Raw genomic sequence first — 15,293 nt, 5'->3', positions numbered from 1 at the left:
GGCGTCTCCGGCAGGTTTCAGGCGTCGGGCTTGGCGGCGGAGGCTGCCGGCTTGGCCGGGCGCGGGGGAGGCTTGACCAGCGCCGTGCTCGGCTTGGGCTTGGCTGGCGCAGCCTTCGGCTTGCTGGCCGGCTTGGTCAGCAAGGGCTTGGCCGGCGCAGCCTTGGCGGCGTTGCGTGCTGCCGGCTTGATGCCGGCGGCGGCGCCGGGACGCAGGCTCGCCGGGGTCGCGGCGCCCGGCTGGACGGCGCCCTGCAGGCGCAGCGGGCCGGAGCCGAAAGCGTTGGAGGGCGGCTGGACCTCGTCGCCCGGCGCCGTGGCGGCGAAGGCGGAGGAGCGCGCCGGAATGGCGCCATTGGCGGAGGCGGTGCGGCCGGAGCCGACCAGCCCGGCCGCGACCGGTGCGCCCGGCTGGATGGTTTCGCGCGCGACCTGGGTGTCGGGCTTGGCGACGACATTGGCAGCGAGCGGAGCGGAGGCCGAGCCGGGGGTGCGGCCGAAGGCGACCGGGACGGTGGCGAGCGGGGCGCGCTGGCCGAGCGTGATGCGGCCGGAGGGCGAGCGCGTCAGGACCGCGCCGCCGACGCCGGATTGCGGCACGCCGACGGCGAAGCGGTCGGAGGTGCCGTCGCTGTTGCCGCCGACACCAGGGGCGGCGGAGACGGTGATCGGGCCGCTGGAATCGACGTCGTCGCCGAGCGCGCCGCCGCCGCGGCGCACGGCGTCGCAGACGCTGTAGGCGCGTCCGCCAGTGCCGGAGGGAAGGCTGGCGACCGTGGTGCCGAGCCCGCCCCATTTGCCGAAGCCGTCATCGAGCAGCTGCGCCGCCTTGATGGTGCGCTCGGCGCCGGAATGGGCGCCCATCACCACGGCGATCAGCGTGCGCCCGCCGCGGGTCGCGGTCGCGACCACGTTGAAGCCGGAGGCGCAGACGAAGCCGGTCTTGAAGCCGTTGATGCCATGATAGCGGCCGACAAGGCCATTGGTGTTCTTCAGCACCTGCTTGCCGAGCTGGACGGCGCCGGTGTTCCAGTAGTCGGAATAGTCGCCGAATTCGCTCATCAGCGCCATGGCCAGCACGGCGAGGTCGCGGGCGCTGCTCTGCTGGTCGGGGTGGTGCCAGCCATTGGGATTGACGAAATTGGTGTCGCGCATGCCAAGGCGCCGGGCCTCGGCATTCATCATTGCGACGAAACTCTCGACATCGCCGCCGACGCCTTCGGCGATGACATAGGCGATGTCGTTGGCCGACTTCACCATCATGATGCGGATGGCGTTGTCGAGCGTCACCTCCTGGCCGGCGCGGATATAGACCTTGACACGCGGCTGGCTGGCGGCCCGCTTCGAAGCCGGGATCGCGGTCTCGAGCCCGATCTTTCCGTCGCGGACCGCCTTGAGCGCGACATAGAGCGTCATCATCTTCGTAGTCGAGGCCGGGTGCCAGGCCTGGCTCGCATTCTCGCTCGAGAGCACGGCGCCGCTCGAGGCGTCGATCACTAGGCTCGTGCCGGCCTGGGCGGGCATGGCTGCGGCGAGGAAGCTGGCGAGGGTCGCGCCGGCGGCGAAGCGAAATGCGTTCATCGGCTGAGGTCTTGAACCTGTCTTGACGTGTAGTCGAGGGGCTTCAACGCGACGCTTGAGGCATTTTCGAGACGGCGGGCGATTTCCGGCCTCGCCGATCCTGCATACCTACCCTTCGCAGAGCGATTTGCCTAGCGCCGTCAACCGGTCCACAAGCGGGCAAATCGCTTTTGTTTCGGGACTTCCGCGTGAGCTTCGCCCTTTTGTGGATACCGGCGACGCTCGCCGCCTCGCTGCTCCAGACTGCCCGCAACCTGACCCAGCGCTCCTTGACCGACGCGATCGGCGTGGTCGGCGCCACGCAGGTGCGCTTCGTGTTCGGCCTGCCTTTCGCGCTGATCTTCCTCGTCCTGGTCTGCCTGGCGAGCGGCCGCCTGCCGCCGCCGCCGGATCTGCGCTCGCTCGGCTTTACCCTTTGGGGCTCGGTGGCCCAGATCCTGGCGACCGGGCTGATGCTGGCGGCGATGCGCGAGCGCTCCTTCTCGGTGACGACGGCCTATACCAAGACCGAGCCGGTGCAGGTCGCGCTGTTCGGGGCGCTCCTGCTCGGCGATGCGTTGAGCTGGCCGAAATTCGCCGCCATCGTCGTTGCCACCGCCGGCGTCGTCGTGATGTCGTGGAAGCCGGGCGAGAAGCTCAGCGCCGCGGGCCTGCGCCCGTCCGTGCTCGGCATCGCCGCAGGCGCCTCCTTCGCGCTGTCGGCGATCGGTTTCCGTGGCGGTATCCTCGCCCTGCCAGACGGTAATTTCGTGCTGCGCGCCACCACCACCCTGGCCTGGGGGCTGGCGTTCTCCTCGGTGATCCTCGTCAGCTACATGGCGGTGGCCAACAGGGCCGCGTTGCGACGCTCGCTCGAGAACTGGAAGCCTTCGCTCGCCGCCGGCTTCCTCGGCGCCGCCGCCTCGCAGTTCTGGTTCATCGGCTTCTCGCTGACCAGCGCCGCCAATGTCCGCACGCTCGGCCTGGTCGAGGTGCCGCTGGCGCAGATCGCCTCGCGCCGGATCTTCTCCGAGGGTACGTCGCGGCGGGAGCTTTTGGGCATGACGATGATCGTCGTCGGCGTCGGCGTGCTGCTGGCACTCTCGGTCGGCTAGTTTTCGGTCCGATGCGATAGCGCGCCGCGGCTGCGCTTGACTGGCGTTCGCTTTCGGTGACCTTTCCACGCACGGCAGAAATGCACCCATGCCGCTTGTGGCGGCGCGCGCCCGAAGGCAGATAAGGTGTAACTGCACATCATTCGGGAGATGACGTCATGAGCGCTGCAATCGTTGGCTGGGCCCACACGCCCTTCGGCAAGCAGGATGCCGAGACCATCGAGAGCCTGATCGTCAGGGTCGCGACCGATGCGCTGGTCGATGCCGGCATCACCGCCGATCAGGTCGACGAGATCGTGCTCGGCCATTTCAACGCCGGCTTCTCGGCCCAGGACTTCACCGCTTCCCTCGTGCTGCAGGCCGATCCGGCGCTGCGCTTCAAGCCGGCGACGCGGGTCGAGAATGCCTGCGCCACCGGCTCGGCCGCGGTGCATCAGGGCGTGCGTGCCATCAAGGCGGGCGCCGCCAAGATCGTGCTCGTCGTCGGCGTCGAGCAGATGACGACGACGCCGGGGCCTGAAATCGGCAAGAACCTGCTCAAGGCCTCCTATCTGCCGCAGGAAGGCGACACCCAGGGCGGCTTCGCCGGCGTCTTCGGCAAGATCGCAGGAGCCTATTTCCAGCGCCATGGCGACCAGTCCGACGCGCTCGCCATGATCGCGGCGAAGAACCACAAGAACGGCGTCGACAATCCCTACGCCCAGATGCGCAAGGATCTCGGCTATGCCTTCTGCCGCGAGGAAAGCGAGAAGAACCCCTTCGTCGCCGGGCCGCTGAAGCGCACCGACTGCTCGCTGGTCTCGGACGGCGCCGCTGCGCTGGTGCTGGCGGATGAGGAGACCGCGAAGACGATGCGTCGCGCCGTCGGCTTCCGTGGCATGGCCCATGTCCAGGACTTCCTGCCGCTGTCGCGCCGCGACATCCTGAAGTTCGAGGCCGGCGCGCGCGCCTGGCAGCAGGCGCTCGCCAATGCCGGCGTCGCGCTCGACGATCTCTCCTTCGTCGAGACCCATGACTGCTTCACCATCGCCGAGCTGCTCGAATATGAGGCGATGGGCCTGACCAGGGAGGGCGACGGCGCCCGGGCGATCAAGGAGGGCTGGACCCAGAAAGACGGCAAGCTGCCGGTCAACGTCTCGGGCGGTCTCAAGGCCAAGGGGCATCCGATCGGCGCGACCGGCGTCTCGATGCATGTACTCTCGGCGATGCAACTCGTCGGCGAGGCGCCGGAAGGCATGCAGGTCAAGGATGCCCGCCTCGGTGGCATCTTCAACATGGGCGGGGCCGCGGTGGCGAACTACGTCTCCGTGCTCGAGCGGCTCAAGTGAGAGCCCCGGGAATTCCGCAGCCGGCCGAGGCCGCTCTGGCCCGGTGTGAGGGTTCCCGGTGACGATCTTCTTCGCGCTGCTGCCGGCCTATATCCTCTCGATCTTCTACCGCTCTTTCCTGAGCGTCATTGCCGGGCCGGTCATGGCCGATCTCAAGATCGGCCCGGCCGAGTTCGGCACGCTGGGCGCGGCCTGGTTCATCACCTTCGCCGCCGCCCAGTTCCCCGTCGGCTGGGCGCTGGACCGGCTCGGCCCGCGCCGCACGGTCGGCACGGCGATGGCGATCGGCACGGCCGGCGCCTTTCTGTTCGCCACATCCGAGAACGCCTGGGTCGCGGTCTTCGCCATGGGGCTGGTCGGCATAGGCTGCTCGCCGATCTTCATGTCGGCGCTCTATCTCTTCGCCCGCACGCAGGATGTCGCGCGCTTCGGCGTGCTGTCCTCGGTGTTCATCGGACTGGGTTCGCTCGGCAATCTCGTCGGCGCGGCGCCATTGGCCCTGGCGGCGCAGAGCTTCGGCTGGCGTGCGACCATGCTGGGTTTCGCCGCGATGTTCCTGCTGGCGACCGTGCTGGCGGCGGTGCTGGTCCGCGATCCGCCGGTGGCGACCGACGCCTCGGGCAGGCAGGAAGGGCTGCTGCAGGGGCTGAAGAGCATCGTCAGCATCGGCCCGCTCTGGCTGCTGGCCCCGATCACCCTGGTCGGCTACGCCATCATCGCGACGGCGCGGGGCCTGTGGATCGCGCCCTATATGACGCAGGTTCACGGGCTCGACGCGGTCATGGCCGGCCATGCGACGCTCGGCATGGCAACGACGATGGTCGTCGGCGCTTTCGTCTATGGCGCCCTTCAGAAGCGCACCGGCCGCAGCAAGCCGCTGGTCGCCTGGGGCACGGCCGCGACCGGGGTGGGTTTCGCCTTGCTCGCCTTGCTCGGCGAGCGCTCGATGCCGGGCTCCGTGCTGTTGTTCGCGATCGTCGGCGGGACCGGCTTCACCTATGCGATCCTGATGGCGCATGCGCGGATATTCTTCCCCGAGCATCTGGTCGGGCGCGGCATGACCTTCGTCAATTTCCTGTTCATCGCCGGGGCGGCGATGGTCCAGTTCGGCTCGGGCTGGTTCATCGCGATGCAGCGTGGCACCGGCCACGACGCGGCGACCGCCTTCGCCAATCTGCACTGGGTCTTCGCGGCGCTGCTGCTCGCCTCGACGGCGATCTATCTGCTGACGCCGGAGCGGAAGGCAGCGTAGAGCCGCGCCTCAGCCTTCCTCGGGGGCGCGTGCGACGATCGCCAGCGCATGCACGCCGCCGGCCAGTTCCTCGGCGAGGGCGGCGTTGATCAGACGGTGGCGCTCGAGCCGGCTCTTGCCGGCGAAGGCCGGCGAGACGATATCCACCCTGAAATGGGTTTGTCCGCCTTCGCGCCAGCCGGCATGGCCGTGATGCTGGTGCGATTCGTCGAGCACTGCGAGCCGCAGGGGCGCTAGCGCCCGCTCCAGTTTGGTCTTAATCCGTTCAGCCATTGCGGTCATGATCATGCCCTTGTCGCGCGGCAGATATCGCTGCTGCGATGCCCTTGTCGCTTTCGCCTTCCGGTCCCATAACCCGTCCAGCATGAACTTCAACTCACGCCTTTTCGACCGCATCAGGATCGGCGCTTCCGAGGCGGAAGCGGTCGAGGAAAGCCCTGCGCGCCGCTGCGATCATCCTGGCTGTGCCAAGAGCGGCGAGTTCCGGGCGCCGATGGGGCGCGGCAAGGAAGGCAAGTTCTTCCAGTTCTGCCTCGACCATGTGAAGGCCTACAACGCGACCTACAACTACTTCGCCGGGATGAACGACGAGGCGCTCGCCGCCTATGCCAAGCAGGAAGAGATCGGCCACCGGCCGACCTGGAAGCTCGGCGTCAATTCGAAGGCGGCGCGGATGGCGCAGCGCGGCCGGGTCGCCGGCGGCGCTGCCGGGCCCGAGGTGCAGGACGGCTTCAACATCTTCGGGGCGCGCTCCGGCCAGGAGGCGAGCAAGCCGGAATCGCGGGTCGGCATCCTGGCGCGCAAGGCGCTCGATACGCTCGGCCTCGACGACAGCGCCGACAAGGCGGCGATCAAGGCGCGCTACAAGGAACTGGTGAAGCGCTTCCACCCGGATGCGAATGCCGGCGACCGCTCGCGCGAGGGCACGCTGCAGGAAATCCTCAAGGCCTATCAGACGCTGAAGGCGCAGGGGCTGGTCTGAGCCCGGCATAGATTCTTTGCAGCATCGGGGAATAAGCAGGGCGGCGCCGTCGTTTGCGGGGCATGAGCATTGTCCCGACCCCGACCTTGACCGGGGAGCGCGTCGGCGCACCACGGTCCTTCACCCTTCCTGCCCTGACGATGCGGCCGGCGGTCCGCGCCGGGATCCTGCCGCTCGGGCTCGCCGTATCGCTCGGCGCGGCGATCTGGCTCTGCCTGCCCTTCGCGGCCGAGGCAAGGATCGCGCTCATCGTGTTCGGCCTCGCGACGGTCGCCTGGTGCCTGACGGGGCTCGACGACACGCTGATCGCGCTCGCCGCGGCGGCGGCGCTGGTCGCCACGCGCACCGTCCCGGCTCAGCAACTGCATGGCGCGCTCGGCAGCGAGCTGATCTGGCTCCTGATCGGTGCCTTCATCATCGCCGCGGCGCTGCGCGCCTGCGGGCTGGCCGAGCGGCTGGCGCTCTCGGCCCTGGCCCGTGTCCGCACAGTCAGGGCTCTCTTCCTCGCCGTGACTGGGGTAATCGTCGCCACCGCCTTCGTGGTGCCCTCTACCTCGGGCCGGGCTGCGCTGCTGCTGCCGGTCTATCTCGCCCTCGCCGCGGCGATCGACGATGCCAGGATCAACCGGGCGCTCGCTCTGCTGTTCCCGACGGTGATCCTGCTTTCGGCCGGCGGTTCGCTGATCGGCGCGGGGGCGCATCTGATCGCGGTCGAGATGATCCTGCGCAGCGGCGGCGCCGGCTATGGCTATCTCGGCTGGATGGCGATGGCGCTGCCGCTGGCGGTGCTCGCCAGCCTCGTAGCCATGGCGATCATCCTGTGGCTGTTCCTCGAACCGGCCGAGCGGCGACGGGGCCTGTCCTTGCCGGCGCCCGAGACCGGACCGCTCTCGCGCCAGCAGCTCTATGTCGGCGCCGTCATTGGCTTCGTCGTTCTCGGCTGGAGCACGCAGGGCCTGCATGGCCTCGATGCCGCGATCGTCACCCTGCTCGGCGCCGTCGCGGTGACGCTGAAGCCGTTCGCTCCGGTCTCTATGAAGCAGGCGGCGAAGACGGTGGAATGGCAGCTGATCCTGTTCCTCGCCGCGACCACGCTGATGGGCAGTGCGCTGATCGCGACCGGCGCGGCGAAATCGCTGATGGAGCTCCTGCTCGCGGCCCTGCCGGCGGGGGCTCTGGGCTCGGTCCCGGCGGTCGCCGCCCTGGTCGCTGCGGTCGCGCTGCTTTCGCATCTCCTGATCACCTCGCGCAGCGCGCGGGCTACGATCCTGATCCCGCTGTTGGCCCTGCCGCTGGTCGCGCATGGCTATGATGCCGGAGCGCTGATCGTGCTGATCGTGATGGGGACCGGCTTCTGCCAGACCCTGGCGGTCAGCGCCAAGCCGGTCGCGCTCTATGCCGATCTCGAAAAACCGACCTATTCGGCACGCGACCTGATGCTTCTTTCGCTGGCGCTGCTGCCGGTGATGTTCGCCCTCCTGATGGGCTTCTCGCTCTGGTTCTGGCCGCTTTTCGGCCTGGCTCTGCGCTGAGACTCGCCAGAAAAAATAATGAGCCGGCATCGGAATAAGCCCGGAGCGGCATCGTTTACGGAGCAGAGGCGCAAGGCCTCGTGGCACTGTGAGGATCATCCGATGACGCTCAACATCCTGATCGCCCCTTCGGGTTTCAAGGAGAGCCTGGACGCCAGCGACGTCGCCGCCGCCATCGCCTCGGGCGTCCATGCCGCCATGCCGGACGCGCGGACGCTGCTGGCGCCGCTGGTCGATGGCGGTGAAGGCTTCACCCGGGCACTGGTCGCCGCCACCGGCGGTCAGCTCCATGAGCTGACCGTGACCGGGCCGGTCGGCCAGCCGGTCGCCGCCCGCTTCGGCTTCCTCGGCCGCCCCGGCCCGAAGACCGCGGTGATCGAGATGGCTGCTGCCGCCGGCCTCGCTTTGGTCCCGCGCGACCAGCGCAACCCGATGCTGACAACGAGCTATGGCGTCGGCGAGCTGATCCTCGCCGCGCTCGATGCCGGTGCGGAACGCATCCTGATCGGCTGCGGCGACAGCGGAATCAATGATGGCGGGGCCGGCATGGCCGAAGCCCTCGGTATCCGCCTGCTCGACGTGAAGGGACAGCAGATCGCCTGGGGCGGTGGTGCGCTCGCCGACCTCGCCCGCATCGATCTTTCCGGGCGCGACCCGCGTCTCGACCACGTCAGGATCGATGCCGCGGTGAACTGGCACAACATCCTGCTCGGCCCGAAAGGCGTGGCGCGCGTCTTCGCGCCGCAGAAGGGGGCGACGCCGGAGCAGGTCGTCGTCCTGGAGGCCGCGCTCGAGACCTATGCCGCCTGTCTGCGCGAGGCGACCGGGCAGGATCTGTCCTGCGCGCCCGGCGGCGGCGCTTCGGGCGGGCTCGGCGCCGGCCTGCAGGGGCTGCTGGGCGCGAGGCTGCACCCACGTTACAATATCGTCATGCAATATCTGGCTTTCGACGACCTGCTGGGCCAGGCCGACCTCGTGATCACCGCCGAGGGTTGCCTCGACGAACAGACACCTTTCGGCAAGATCCCGGCCGAGGTGGCGCGGCGCGCCAAGGCCCTGGGCATTCCGGTGGTGGCGCTCGCCGGCACGATCGGACGGGGCAAGGTGCGGATCAATTTCGAGCATGGCATCGACGCCTTCGCCAGCATCCTGAAGCGTCCCTGCACGCTGGAGGAGGCGATCGCCGAAACCGAAAAGCTGCTGCGCCGTGCCGCCGAGGATGCGGTGCGCATGATCGGCGTCGGCATCCGCCTGCGCGGCGAGAGGACGGCGGCATGACGCATTGCCGTCCTTCCTCCGCCGGCCTGACGCGGCTCGCGCGGGCCCTGACGCTCGGCTTCGGGTTGGCACTGATGCCCTTTTGCAGCCTGCCCGACGCCTCCGGCCGTTTCGCTGCCGCTCTCGCCGACGATGATGGCGGTGGCGATGACGGCGGCGGAGGCGGAGGAGGAACGGGCGGCAGCGGAGCCGGCGGTCCCGGAGGCGGCAGTGGAGGCGGCAGCTCGGAGCGCAGCAGCAGCGGGCGCCATATCCGTTCCTTCAACCTGTTCGGCTTGTTCGAGATCGGGCAAGGCGCGCAGCGCCGGACGCAGCGGAATACGCAGCGTCAGGTGCTCCAGGCTGTGCCGCGCGAGATCGTCGCGGCGGGATTGAACGAGGCCGATATCGCCCGGCTGCGCGAGGAAGGGTTTCGCCTGGTCGCGCAGCGCAGTCTCGGCCTCGTCGGCAATCTGACGGTGCGCATGCGCGTGCCGCGGCGTCTCTCGACGGCGCGGGCACTGGAGCGGGTGCGCACGCTGTTTCCGGCGGCCCTGGTCGATCTCAACCATCTCTATCGCGGCGTCGCGGCGCCATGCCCGGAAAATCGCTGCTTCTCGCTGCTGGCGCCTGAGGCCCGCATTGCCGGGAGCTGCGTCGCGCGCGGCACCATCGGCATGGTCGATACGGGCGTCGACCTCGCGCATCCGGCGCTTGCCGGCCGGGCGATCGAGGCCGAGAGCGTGCGCGAGCCGGGTTACAAGCCGGCCGGCGACGGGCACGGAACCGATGTCGCGATCCTGCTGACGCGAGGCACCGGCGGCGAGGGGGCACGCATCATCGCGGTCGACGCTTTCCACCGGCGTGGCGGCAGCGCCAATGCCGACAGTTTCGACCTCGTCGCGGCGCTCGATTTGCTGGCCGGGCGGCAGGTGCCGGTCGTCAACCTCAGCCTCGCCGGGCCGGCGAACCTGTTGCTCGAGCGTCTCGGCGCCCTGATGCACGAGCGCGGCGCGGTGCTCGTCGCGGCCGCCGGCAATGACGGGCCGGGCACCGAGCCGCGCTATCCGGCGGCCTATCCCTGGGCGGTGGCGGTGACCGCGATCGACCGCGACGGCAAGATCTATGCGCGCGCCAATCGTGGCGCGCATCTCGCCTTCGCGGCACCGGGCGTGCGCGTCCAGTTCCCCGACAAGGCGATGCGGCCCGGCCCGCCGCGCTCGGGTACCTCCTATGCCGCGCCGCTGGTGACGCTCGCCTTCGCGCATCGCCGGATGCAGGACGAGAAGGCGCTGCCGCAGGCACTGCTCGCCGCGCTCTCGGCCGAGGCCAGGGACCTCGGCGCGCCCGGCCGCGACCCCGTCTTCGGCTGGGGCAGCCTGTCCTGCCCGCAATAGCTTCGAGCAATACCGAGAGACACAGATGTCTGACAGGCTATCAGGCCAGAATGCGAGCGGACAGCCGCCGCCGGGAGGAGTCGGCGGGCTCTCGCCCTTCGCGACAGAGCTGGTCGCGCTGCTGCCGCGGCTGCGGCGCTATGCGATGACGCTGACGCGCTCGGCCAGCGAGGCCGACGATCTCGCGCAGGCGAGCTGCGAGCGGGCGCTGAAGGCGCAGGCGCAGTTTCAGGAGGGGACTAGGCTCGATGCCTGGCTGTTCAGCATCGCCCGGAATCTCTGGATCGATGCGCTGCGCAAGCGCCAGCGCGAGGGGCGCACCGAGGAGATCGATGCCCATCTCGATCTGCCGGGCGAAGATGGCCGGCAGGTGAACGAGGTCGCGTTGACGGTCGATTCCGTCCAGCAGGCGCTGGCGCAGATGCCGGAGGAGCATCGCCGGCTGCTGATGCTGATCTGCGTCGAGGGCTGCAGCTATCGCGACGCCTCGGAACGGCTGGCGATCCCGATCGGAACGGTAATGAGCCGCCTGTCGCGGGCGCGGCAGGGGCTCGCGGCAAGACTGGGAATGGAAGCGAAATGACGAAGCCCGTGGTTTCCGACGAGATGCTGATCGCCCTCGCCGATGGCGAACTCGCCGCCGGCGAGGCAGACCGTCTGCATGCTTTGGTCACGGCCGATCCCGAATTGGCCGAGCGCTTCGCCGTCCTGGCCGAGACGCGCTTCCTGCTCGAAGCCGAGGGCGAGGCGAAGCAGGAGGCTGTGCCGGAGCGGCTCCTGGCCGCGATCGCCGCCGCCGATGCCCGCCCCGCGCCCGTTCAGCCGCAGCTGACGGTGATCGCTGGCGGCGCCCCGGAAAAGCAGCCAGCAGCGCCGCGTCCCGCCGTCCCTCGCGCGGCCTGGCGCCTGCCGCTGGCGGCGAGCTTCCTGCTCGTGGCGGGCGGAGTGGCTGGCTATCTCGCCGGGCGCGGCGGGCCGGGCGCCGAACCTGGCATCGCGGTCGCTGGTCTCGACCGGGTTGCGCTCAGCGCGGCGCTCGACACCGTGGCGAGCGGCGGCGCGCTCGTCTTGCCCGCAGGAAACCTGCGGATCATCGCCTCGCACAAGCTCGCCGATGGCCGGCTCTGCCGGGAATACACGGTCTCCGGCGCCGGGCAGGGCGCGCCGGGCTGGAACGGGATCGACTGCCGGGACGGGCAGGGCTGGCGGACCGAGTTCGTCGCGGCGACCCCACCCGAGACGGCGGGATACAAGCCGGCGAGCGGCGGCGCGCTGGCCGAGGCTTTCCTGCTCGATCGCGGCGCGGAAGGCCCGCTCGATCCCGCAGCCGAGCAGGGGCTGCTGAAAGGGGCGAGGTAGCCGGCCGGGGGACGCGGCCGGCGTCAGCGCTCCTTCGCCGCGAGCCCGGCGACATCGGCGATGATGCCATCGAGGGCGAAGTCCTTGGGCGTGTAGACCGCCGCGACCCCCATATTGCGCAGGGCGTTCTCGTCATCGGGCGGGATGATGCCACCGACCACGACCGGCACCTCCATGCCGGCGACGCGCAGGCGCGCGGTGACGTCGCGCACCAGCGGCAGATGCGAACCCGAAAGAATGGAAAGGCCGATGATATCTGCCTCGGTTTCCTTCGCCTGGGTCACGATCTCCTCGGGAGTCTGGCGAATTCCGCCATAACTGACCTGCATGCCGGCATCGCGCGCCCTGACCGCGATCTGCTCGGCCCCGTTCGAATGGCCGTCGAGCCCGGGCTTGCCGACCAGGAAGCGCGGCGTGCGGCCGAGCTTTTCGGTCGCGCGGGCGACGGCGGCCTTGACCGTGGCGAGCCCGGCATCGTCGCCGAGCTTGGTCGTATCGACGCCGGTCGGGGCGCGGTACTCGCCGAAAATCTCGCGCAGGGTCTGGGCCCATTCGCCGGTGGTGACGCCGGCCTTGGCGCAGGCGATCGAGGCCGGCATGACGTTGCGGGCCTCCTTGGCGGCGCTCGCCAGTTCGGCGAGCGCGGCCTCCGCCGCCCTGGCGTCGCGGGCCGAGCGCCAGGCCTTCAGCCGACCGACGGCCTCGATCTCGACCGAATCCGGGACGGTCACGACATTGCCTTCGCCGGCCGAGAGCGGCGAGGGCTCGCTATTGGTGAACTTGTTGACGCCGACGACGATCTGCTCGCCGCGCTCGATCGCCTCGATCCGGCGCGCGCCGTTCTCGACCAGCGCCTGCTTCATATAGCCGGTCTCGATCGCGGCCAGGGCCCCGCCCATGGCGTCGATTTTCGCCAGTTCCTCGAGCGCCGCCGCCTTGAGCTCGGCGACCTTGCTGTCGATCACGGTCGAGCCGTCGAAGATGTCGCCGAATTCGAGCAGGTCGGTCTCATAGGCCAGCACCTGCTGCATGCGCAGCGACCATTGCTGGTCGAAGGGGCGCGGCAGGCCGAGCGCCTCGTTCCAGGCCGGCAGCTGCACGGCGCGGGCGCGGGCCTTCTTGGAGAGCGTCACCGCCAGCATTTCGATCAGGATGCGGTAGACATTGTTCTCGGCTTGCGGCTCGGTCAGCCCGAGCGAATTGACCTGCACGCCATAGCGGAAGCGGCGATGCTGCTCCTCGGTGACGCCATAGCGGCCGAGGGTGATCTCGTCCCAGAGCTCGACGAAGCTGCGCATCTTGCAGAGCTCGGTGACGAAGCGCATGCCGGCATTGACGAAGAAGGAGATGCGCCCGACGACGCTGCCGAATTCCTCCGCCGAGACCTCCGGCCGGGCCTTGATCGAGTCGAGCAGGGCGATCGCGGTCGCGAGCGCGAAGGAGAGTTCCTGCACCGGCGAGGCACCGGCTTCCTGCAGATGGTAGGAACAGACATTGGTCGGGTTCCATTTCGGCAGTTCGCGGGCCGTGAACACGACGATGTCGGTGGTCAGCGCCATGGAGGGGCGCGGCGGGAAGACATAGGTCCCGCGCGAGAGGTATTCCTTGACGAGGTCGTTCTGGGTCGTGCCCTGCAGGGCCGGGCGCGGGGCGCCCTGCTCGTCGGCGACGGCGATATAGAGCGAGAGCAGCCAGGCCGCCGTCGCGTTGATCGTCATCGAGGTGTTCATCTGCGCCAGCGGAATGTCCTGGAACAGGGTCCGCATGTCGCCGAGATGCGTCACGGGCACGCCGACCTTGCCGACCTCGCCGCGCGAGAGGACATGGTCTGGGTCGTAGCCGGTCTGGGTCGGCAGGTCGAAGGCGACGGAAAGCCCGGTCTGGCCCTTGGCGAGATTGGTCCGGTAGAGCCTGTTGGATTCGGCGGCGTCGGAGTGGCCGGCATAGGTCCGGAAGATCCAGGGTTTATCACGCGACAAAGGCTTGTCGCGCTGGGTCTGCTTGCCGAGAGGATCGATCGCGTTCATGGCCGCTCCCTGCCGTGCCGTCTTCTTGAGCTCGTGCAAACTGATTGTTGCACTGCAACGAAGATAACGCCAGTGGGGGCGAAAGGTCGCCTCAGACCTTGGGATGAGGGCGGAGCAGGGCTATCGCTCGGGATGAGCTGGGTCGTTGCCTCTCCGTCATGCTCGCCCTTGTGGCGAGCATCCACGTCTTGAGCGTCGTCTTCGATTGCCGAAGATGTGGATGGTCGGGACAAGCCCGACCATGACGATGGAAAGCGGCGCGGAATGCTACTCCGCCAGTTCGCGCATCACCTTGATCAGGTCGGACTTGCCCTCGAAGCCGATGCCCGGCAGGTCCGGCATGGTGATGAAGCTGTTTTCGACCCGAACCGTGTCAGGGAAGCCGCCATAAGGCTGGAACAGGTCGGGATAGCTCTCATTGCCGCCCAGTCCGAGGCCAGCGGCGATGTTGAGCGACATCTGGTGGCCGCCATGCGGGATGCAGCGGTCCCAGCCCCAGCCGGCGACCTTCAGCGCGGCGAGGGTGCGCTGGTATTCGCAGAGCCCGTAGGAGAGGGCGCAGTCGAATTGCAGCCAGTCGCGATCCGGCCGCATGCCGCCATGGCGCAGGAGGTTGCGCGCGTCCTGATGGCTGAACAGGTTCTCGCCGGTCGCCATCGGGCCGGGATAGAATTCGGCGAGGGCAGCCTGGAGGGCGTAGTCGAGCGGGTCGCCCGCCTCCTCGTACCAGAACAGCGGATAGTCGCGCAGCGCCTTGGCATAGGCGATCGCGGTCTCGAGGTCGAAGCGGCCATTGGCGTCGACGGCGAGCTGCGCATCCCCACCGATCTCGGCCAGCACCGCCTCGATGCGGCGACGGTCCTCGGCCAGCGGGGCGCCGCCGATCTTCATCTTCACGACGCGATAGCCGCGGTCGAGATAGGAGCGCATCTCGGCGCGCAGAGCATCGTCGTCCTTGCCGGGATAGTAGTAGCCGCCGGCGGCGTAGACGAAGACTTTTGGATCGGCCTGCCGGCCATGACGCTCGGCGAGCAGGCGGAAGAGCGGCTTGCCGGCGATCTTGGCGGTGGCGTCCCAGATCGCCATGTCGAGCGTGCCGACGGCGACCGAGCGCTCGCCATGGCCGCCCGGCTTCTCGTTCTTCATCATCGCCGCCCAGCAGCGATCGGGATCGAGATTGTCGCCGGCATCGTTGATGAGGCTCTTCGCCTCGGCTTCCAGCAGGCGGGGTGCGAAGCGTTCGCGGATCAGCCCGCCCTGGCCGTAGCGGCCATTCGAGTTGAAGCCGTAGCCGACGACGCGACTTCCGTCGCGGACGACGTCGGTGACGACGGCGACGAGGCTCGTCGTCATCTTCGAGAAGTCGATATAGGCATTGCGGATCGGCGAGGCGATCGGTTGCGTGATCTCGCGGACGTCGACGATGCGCATGGTCTTCTGCTCCCCTTTTCCGCGCTTATGCCCCGGCCCGCCGCCGCTGGCCAC

The 15,293-nt window shown here is 69.0% G+C and carries 13 protein-coding genes; 9 read left to right on the top strand and 4 right to left on the bottom strand.

Features of this window, described 5'->3' with window-relative positions; translation table 11 throughout:
• Positions 1-17 precede the first annotated feature (17 nt).
• Positions 18-1,580, bottom strand: a complete 1,563-nt coding sequence (locus J0J10_RS05775; protein ID WP_291645661.1) for a D-alanyl-D-alanine carboxypeptidase family protein — start codon at positions 1,578-1,580, stop codon at positions 18-20.
• 188 nt (positions 1,581-1,768) lie between these two features.
• On the opposite strand from J0J10_RS05775, the gene J0J10_RS05770 reads away from it, so the two are divergent.
• From J0J10_RS05770 to J0J10_RS05760, 3 genes are all read left to right on the top strand, one after another.
• On the top strand, positions 1,769-2,674 hold the full coding sequence (locus J0J10_RS05770; protein ID WP_291645660.1) for a DMT family transporter: 906 nt from the start codon (positions 1,769-1,771) through the stop codon (positions 2,672-2,674).
• Between the two features lie 158 nt (positions 2,675-2,832).
• The gene (locus tag J0J10_RS05765) at positions 2,833-4,002 is read left to right on the top strand and encodes an acetyl-CoA acetyltransferase (protein ID WP_291638229.1); all 1,170 of its coding nucleotides are present in this window, start codon (positions 2,833-2,835) and stop codon (positions 4,000-4,002) included.
• A gap of 58 nt (positions 4,003-4,060) precedes the next feature.
• Positions 4,061-5,254 (top strand): MFS transporter, encoded by a 1,194-nt coding sequence (locus J0J10_RS05760; RefSeq protein ID WP_291645659.1) that lies wholly within the window; start codon positions 4,061-4,063, stop codon positions 5,252-5,254.
• A gap of 9 nt (positions 5,255-5,263) precedes the next feature.
• Here J0J10_RS05760 and J0J10_RS05755 read toward each other — a convergent pair whose 3' ends face one another.
• On the bottom strand, positions 5,264-5,536 hold the full coding sequence (locus tag J0J10_RS05755; RefSeq protein WP_291645827.1) for a BolA family protein: 273 nt from the start codon (positions 5,534-5,536) through the stop codon (positions 5,264-5,266).
• 82 nt (positions 5,537-5,618) lie between these two features.
• Between J0J10_RS05755 and J0J10_RS05750 the strand changes: the two genes are divergently transcribed.
• The 6 genes from J0J10_RS05750 to J0J10_RS05725 all read left to right on the top strand — a co-directional run bounded on the left by J0J10_RS05750 (position 5,619) and on the right by J0J10_RS05725 (position 11,781).
• Entirely contained in the window at positions 5,619-6,236 is a 618-nt protein-coding gene (locus J0J10_RS05750; protein ID WP_291645658.1) for a J domain-containing protein, read from the top strand.
• A gap of 62 nt (positions 6,237-6,298) precedes the next feature.
• Entirely contained in the window at positions 6,299-7,768 is a 1,470-nt protein-coding gene (locus J0J10_RS05745) for an SLC13 family permease (RefSeq protein ID WP_291645657.1), read from the top strand.
• A gap of 102 nt (positions 7,769-7,870) precedes the next feature.
• On the top strand, positions 7,871-9,046 hold the full coding sequence (locus tag J0J10_RS05740) for a glycerate kinase family protein (RefSeq protein WP_291645656.1): 1,176 nt from the start codon (positions 7,871-7,873) through the stop codon (positions 9,044-9,046).
• Complete coding sequence (locus J0J10_RS05735; protein ID WP_291645655.1) at positions 9,043-10,422, top strand: S8 family serine peptidase; 1,380 nt, start codon at positions 9,043-9,045, stop codon at positions 10,420-10,422. Before J0J10_RS05740 ends, J0J10_RS05735 begins: the two co-directional genes overlap by 4 nt.
• A gap of 25 nt (positions 10,423-10,447) precedes the next feature.
• Complete coding sequence (locus tag J0J10_RS05730) at positions 10,448-11,005, top strand: RNA polymerase sigma factor (RefSeq protein ID WP_291638223.1); 558 nt, start codon at positions 10,448-10,450, stop codon at positions 11,003-11,005.
• Positions 11,002-11,781 carry an anti-sigma factor gene (locus tag J0J10_RS05725; RefSeq protein WP_291645654.1) on the top strand — a complete coding sequence of 260 codons (780 nt, stop codon included), beginning with the start codon at positions 11,002-11,004 and terminating at the stop codon, positions 11,779-11,781. The genes J0J10_RS05730 and J0J10_RS05725 overlap by 4 nt, the downstream gene beginning before the upstream one ends.
• A gap of 23 nt (positions 11,782-11,804) precedes the next feature.
• Here J0J10_RS05725 and J0J10_RS05720 read toward each other — a convergent pair whose 3' ends face one another.
• Together J0J10_RS05720 and J0J10_RS05715 are read right to left on the bottom strand one after the other, a co-directional pair.
• Positions 11,805-13,808 (bottom strand): protein meaA, encoded by a 2,004-nt coding sequence (locus tag J0J10_RS05720; RefSeq protein WP_291645653.1) that lies wholly within the window; start codon positions 13,806-13,808, stop codon positions 11,805-11,807.
• 267 nt (positions 13,809-14,075) lie between these two features.
• Positions 14,076-15,239 (bottom strand): mandelate racemase/muconate lactonizing enzyme family protein, encoded by a 1,164-nt coding sequence (locus tag J0J10_RS05715; protein ID WP_291645652.1) that lies wholly within the window; start codon positions 15,237-15,239, stop codon positions 14,076-14,078.
• Between the last annotated feature and the right edge of the window lie 54 nt (positions 15,240-15,293).

Source organism: Allobosea sp., from assembly GCF_017308075.1.
In the GTDB taxonomy this organism is placed as follows: domain Bacteria; phylum Pseudomonadota; class Alphaproteobacteria; order Rhizobiales; family Beijerinckiaceae; genus Allobosea.
Note: the sequence above shows the minus strand (reverse complement) of the source record. Positions and strands in the feature narration are given on the sequence as shown.

Bases quoted from the DNA above. Each gene is read 5' to 3' on its own strand.
- J0J10_RS05720 (WP_291645653.1), bottom strand. From the start codon at position 13,808: ATGAACGCGATCGATCCTCTCGGCAAGCAGACCCAGCGCGACAAGCCT.
- J0J10_RS05775 (WP_291645661.1), bottom strand. From the start codon at position 1,580: ATGAACGCATTTCGCTTCGCCGCCGGCGCGACCCTCGCCAGCTTCCTC.
- J0J10_RS05740 (WP_291645656.1), top strand. From the start codon at position 7,871: ATGACGCTCAACATCCTGATCGCCCCTTCGGGTTTCAAGGAGAGCCTG.
- J0J10_RS05755 (WP_291645827.1), bottom strand. From the start codon at position 5,536: ATGACCGCAATGGCTGAACGGATTAAGACCAAACTGGAGCGGGCGCTA.
- J0J10_RS05730 (WP_291638223.1), top strand. From the start codon at position 10,448: ATGTCTGACAGGCTATCAGGCCAGAATGCGAGCGGACAGCCGCCGCCG.
- J0J10_RS05745 (WP_291645657.1), top strand. From the start codon at position 6,299: ATGAGCATTGTCCCGACCCCGACCTTGACCGGGGAGCGCGTCGGCGCA.
- J0J10_RS05725 (WP_291645654.1), top strand. From the start codon at position 11,002: ATGACGAAGCCCGTGGTTTCCGACGAGATGCTGATCGCCCTCGCCGAT.
- J0J10_RS05735 (WP_291645655.1), top strand. From the start codon at position 9,043: ATGACGCATTGCCGTCCTTCCTCCGCCGGCCTGACGCGGCTCGCGCGG.
- J0J10_RS05750 (WP_291645658.1), top strand. From the start codon at position 5,619: ATGAACTTCAACTCACGCCTTTTCGACCGCATCAGGATCGGCGCTTCC.
- J0J10_RS05765 (WP_291638229.1), top strand. From the start codon at position 2,833: ATGAGCGCTGCAATCGTTGGCTGGGCCCACACGCCCTTCGGCAAGCAG.
- J0J10_RS05715 (WP_291645652.1), bottom strand. From the start codon at position 15,239: ATGCGCATCGTCGACGTCCGCGAGATCACGCAACCGATCGCCTCGCCG.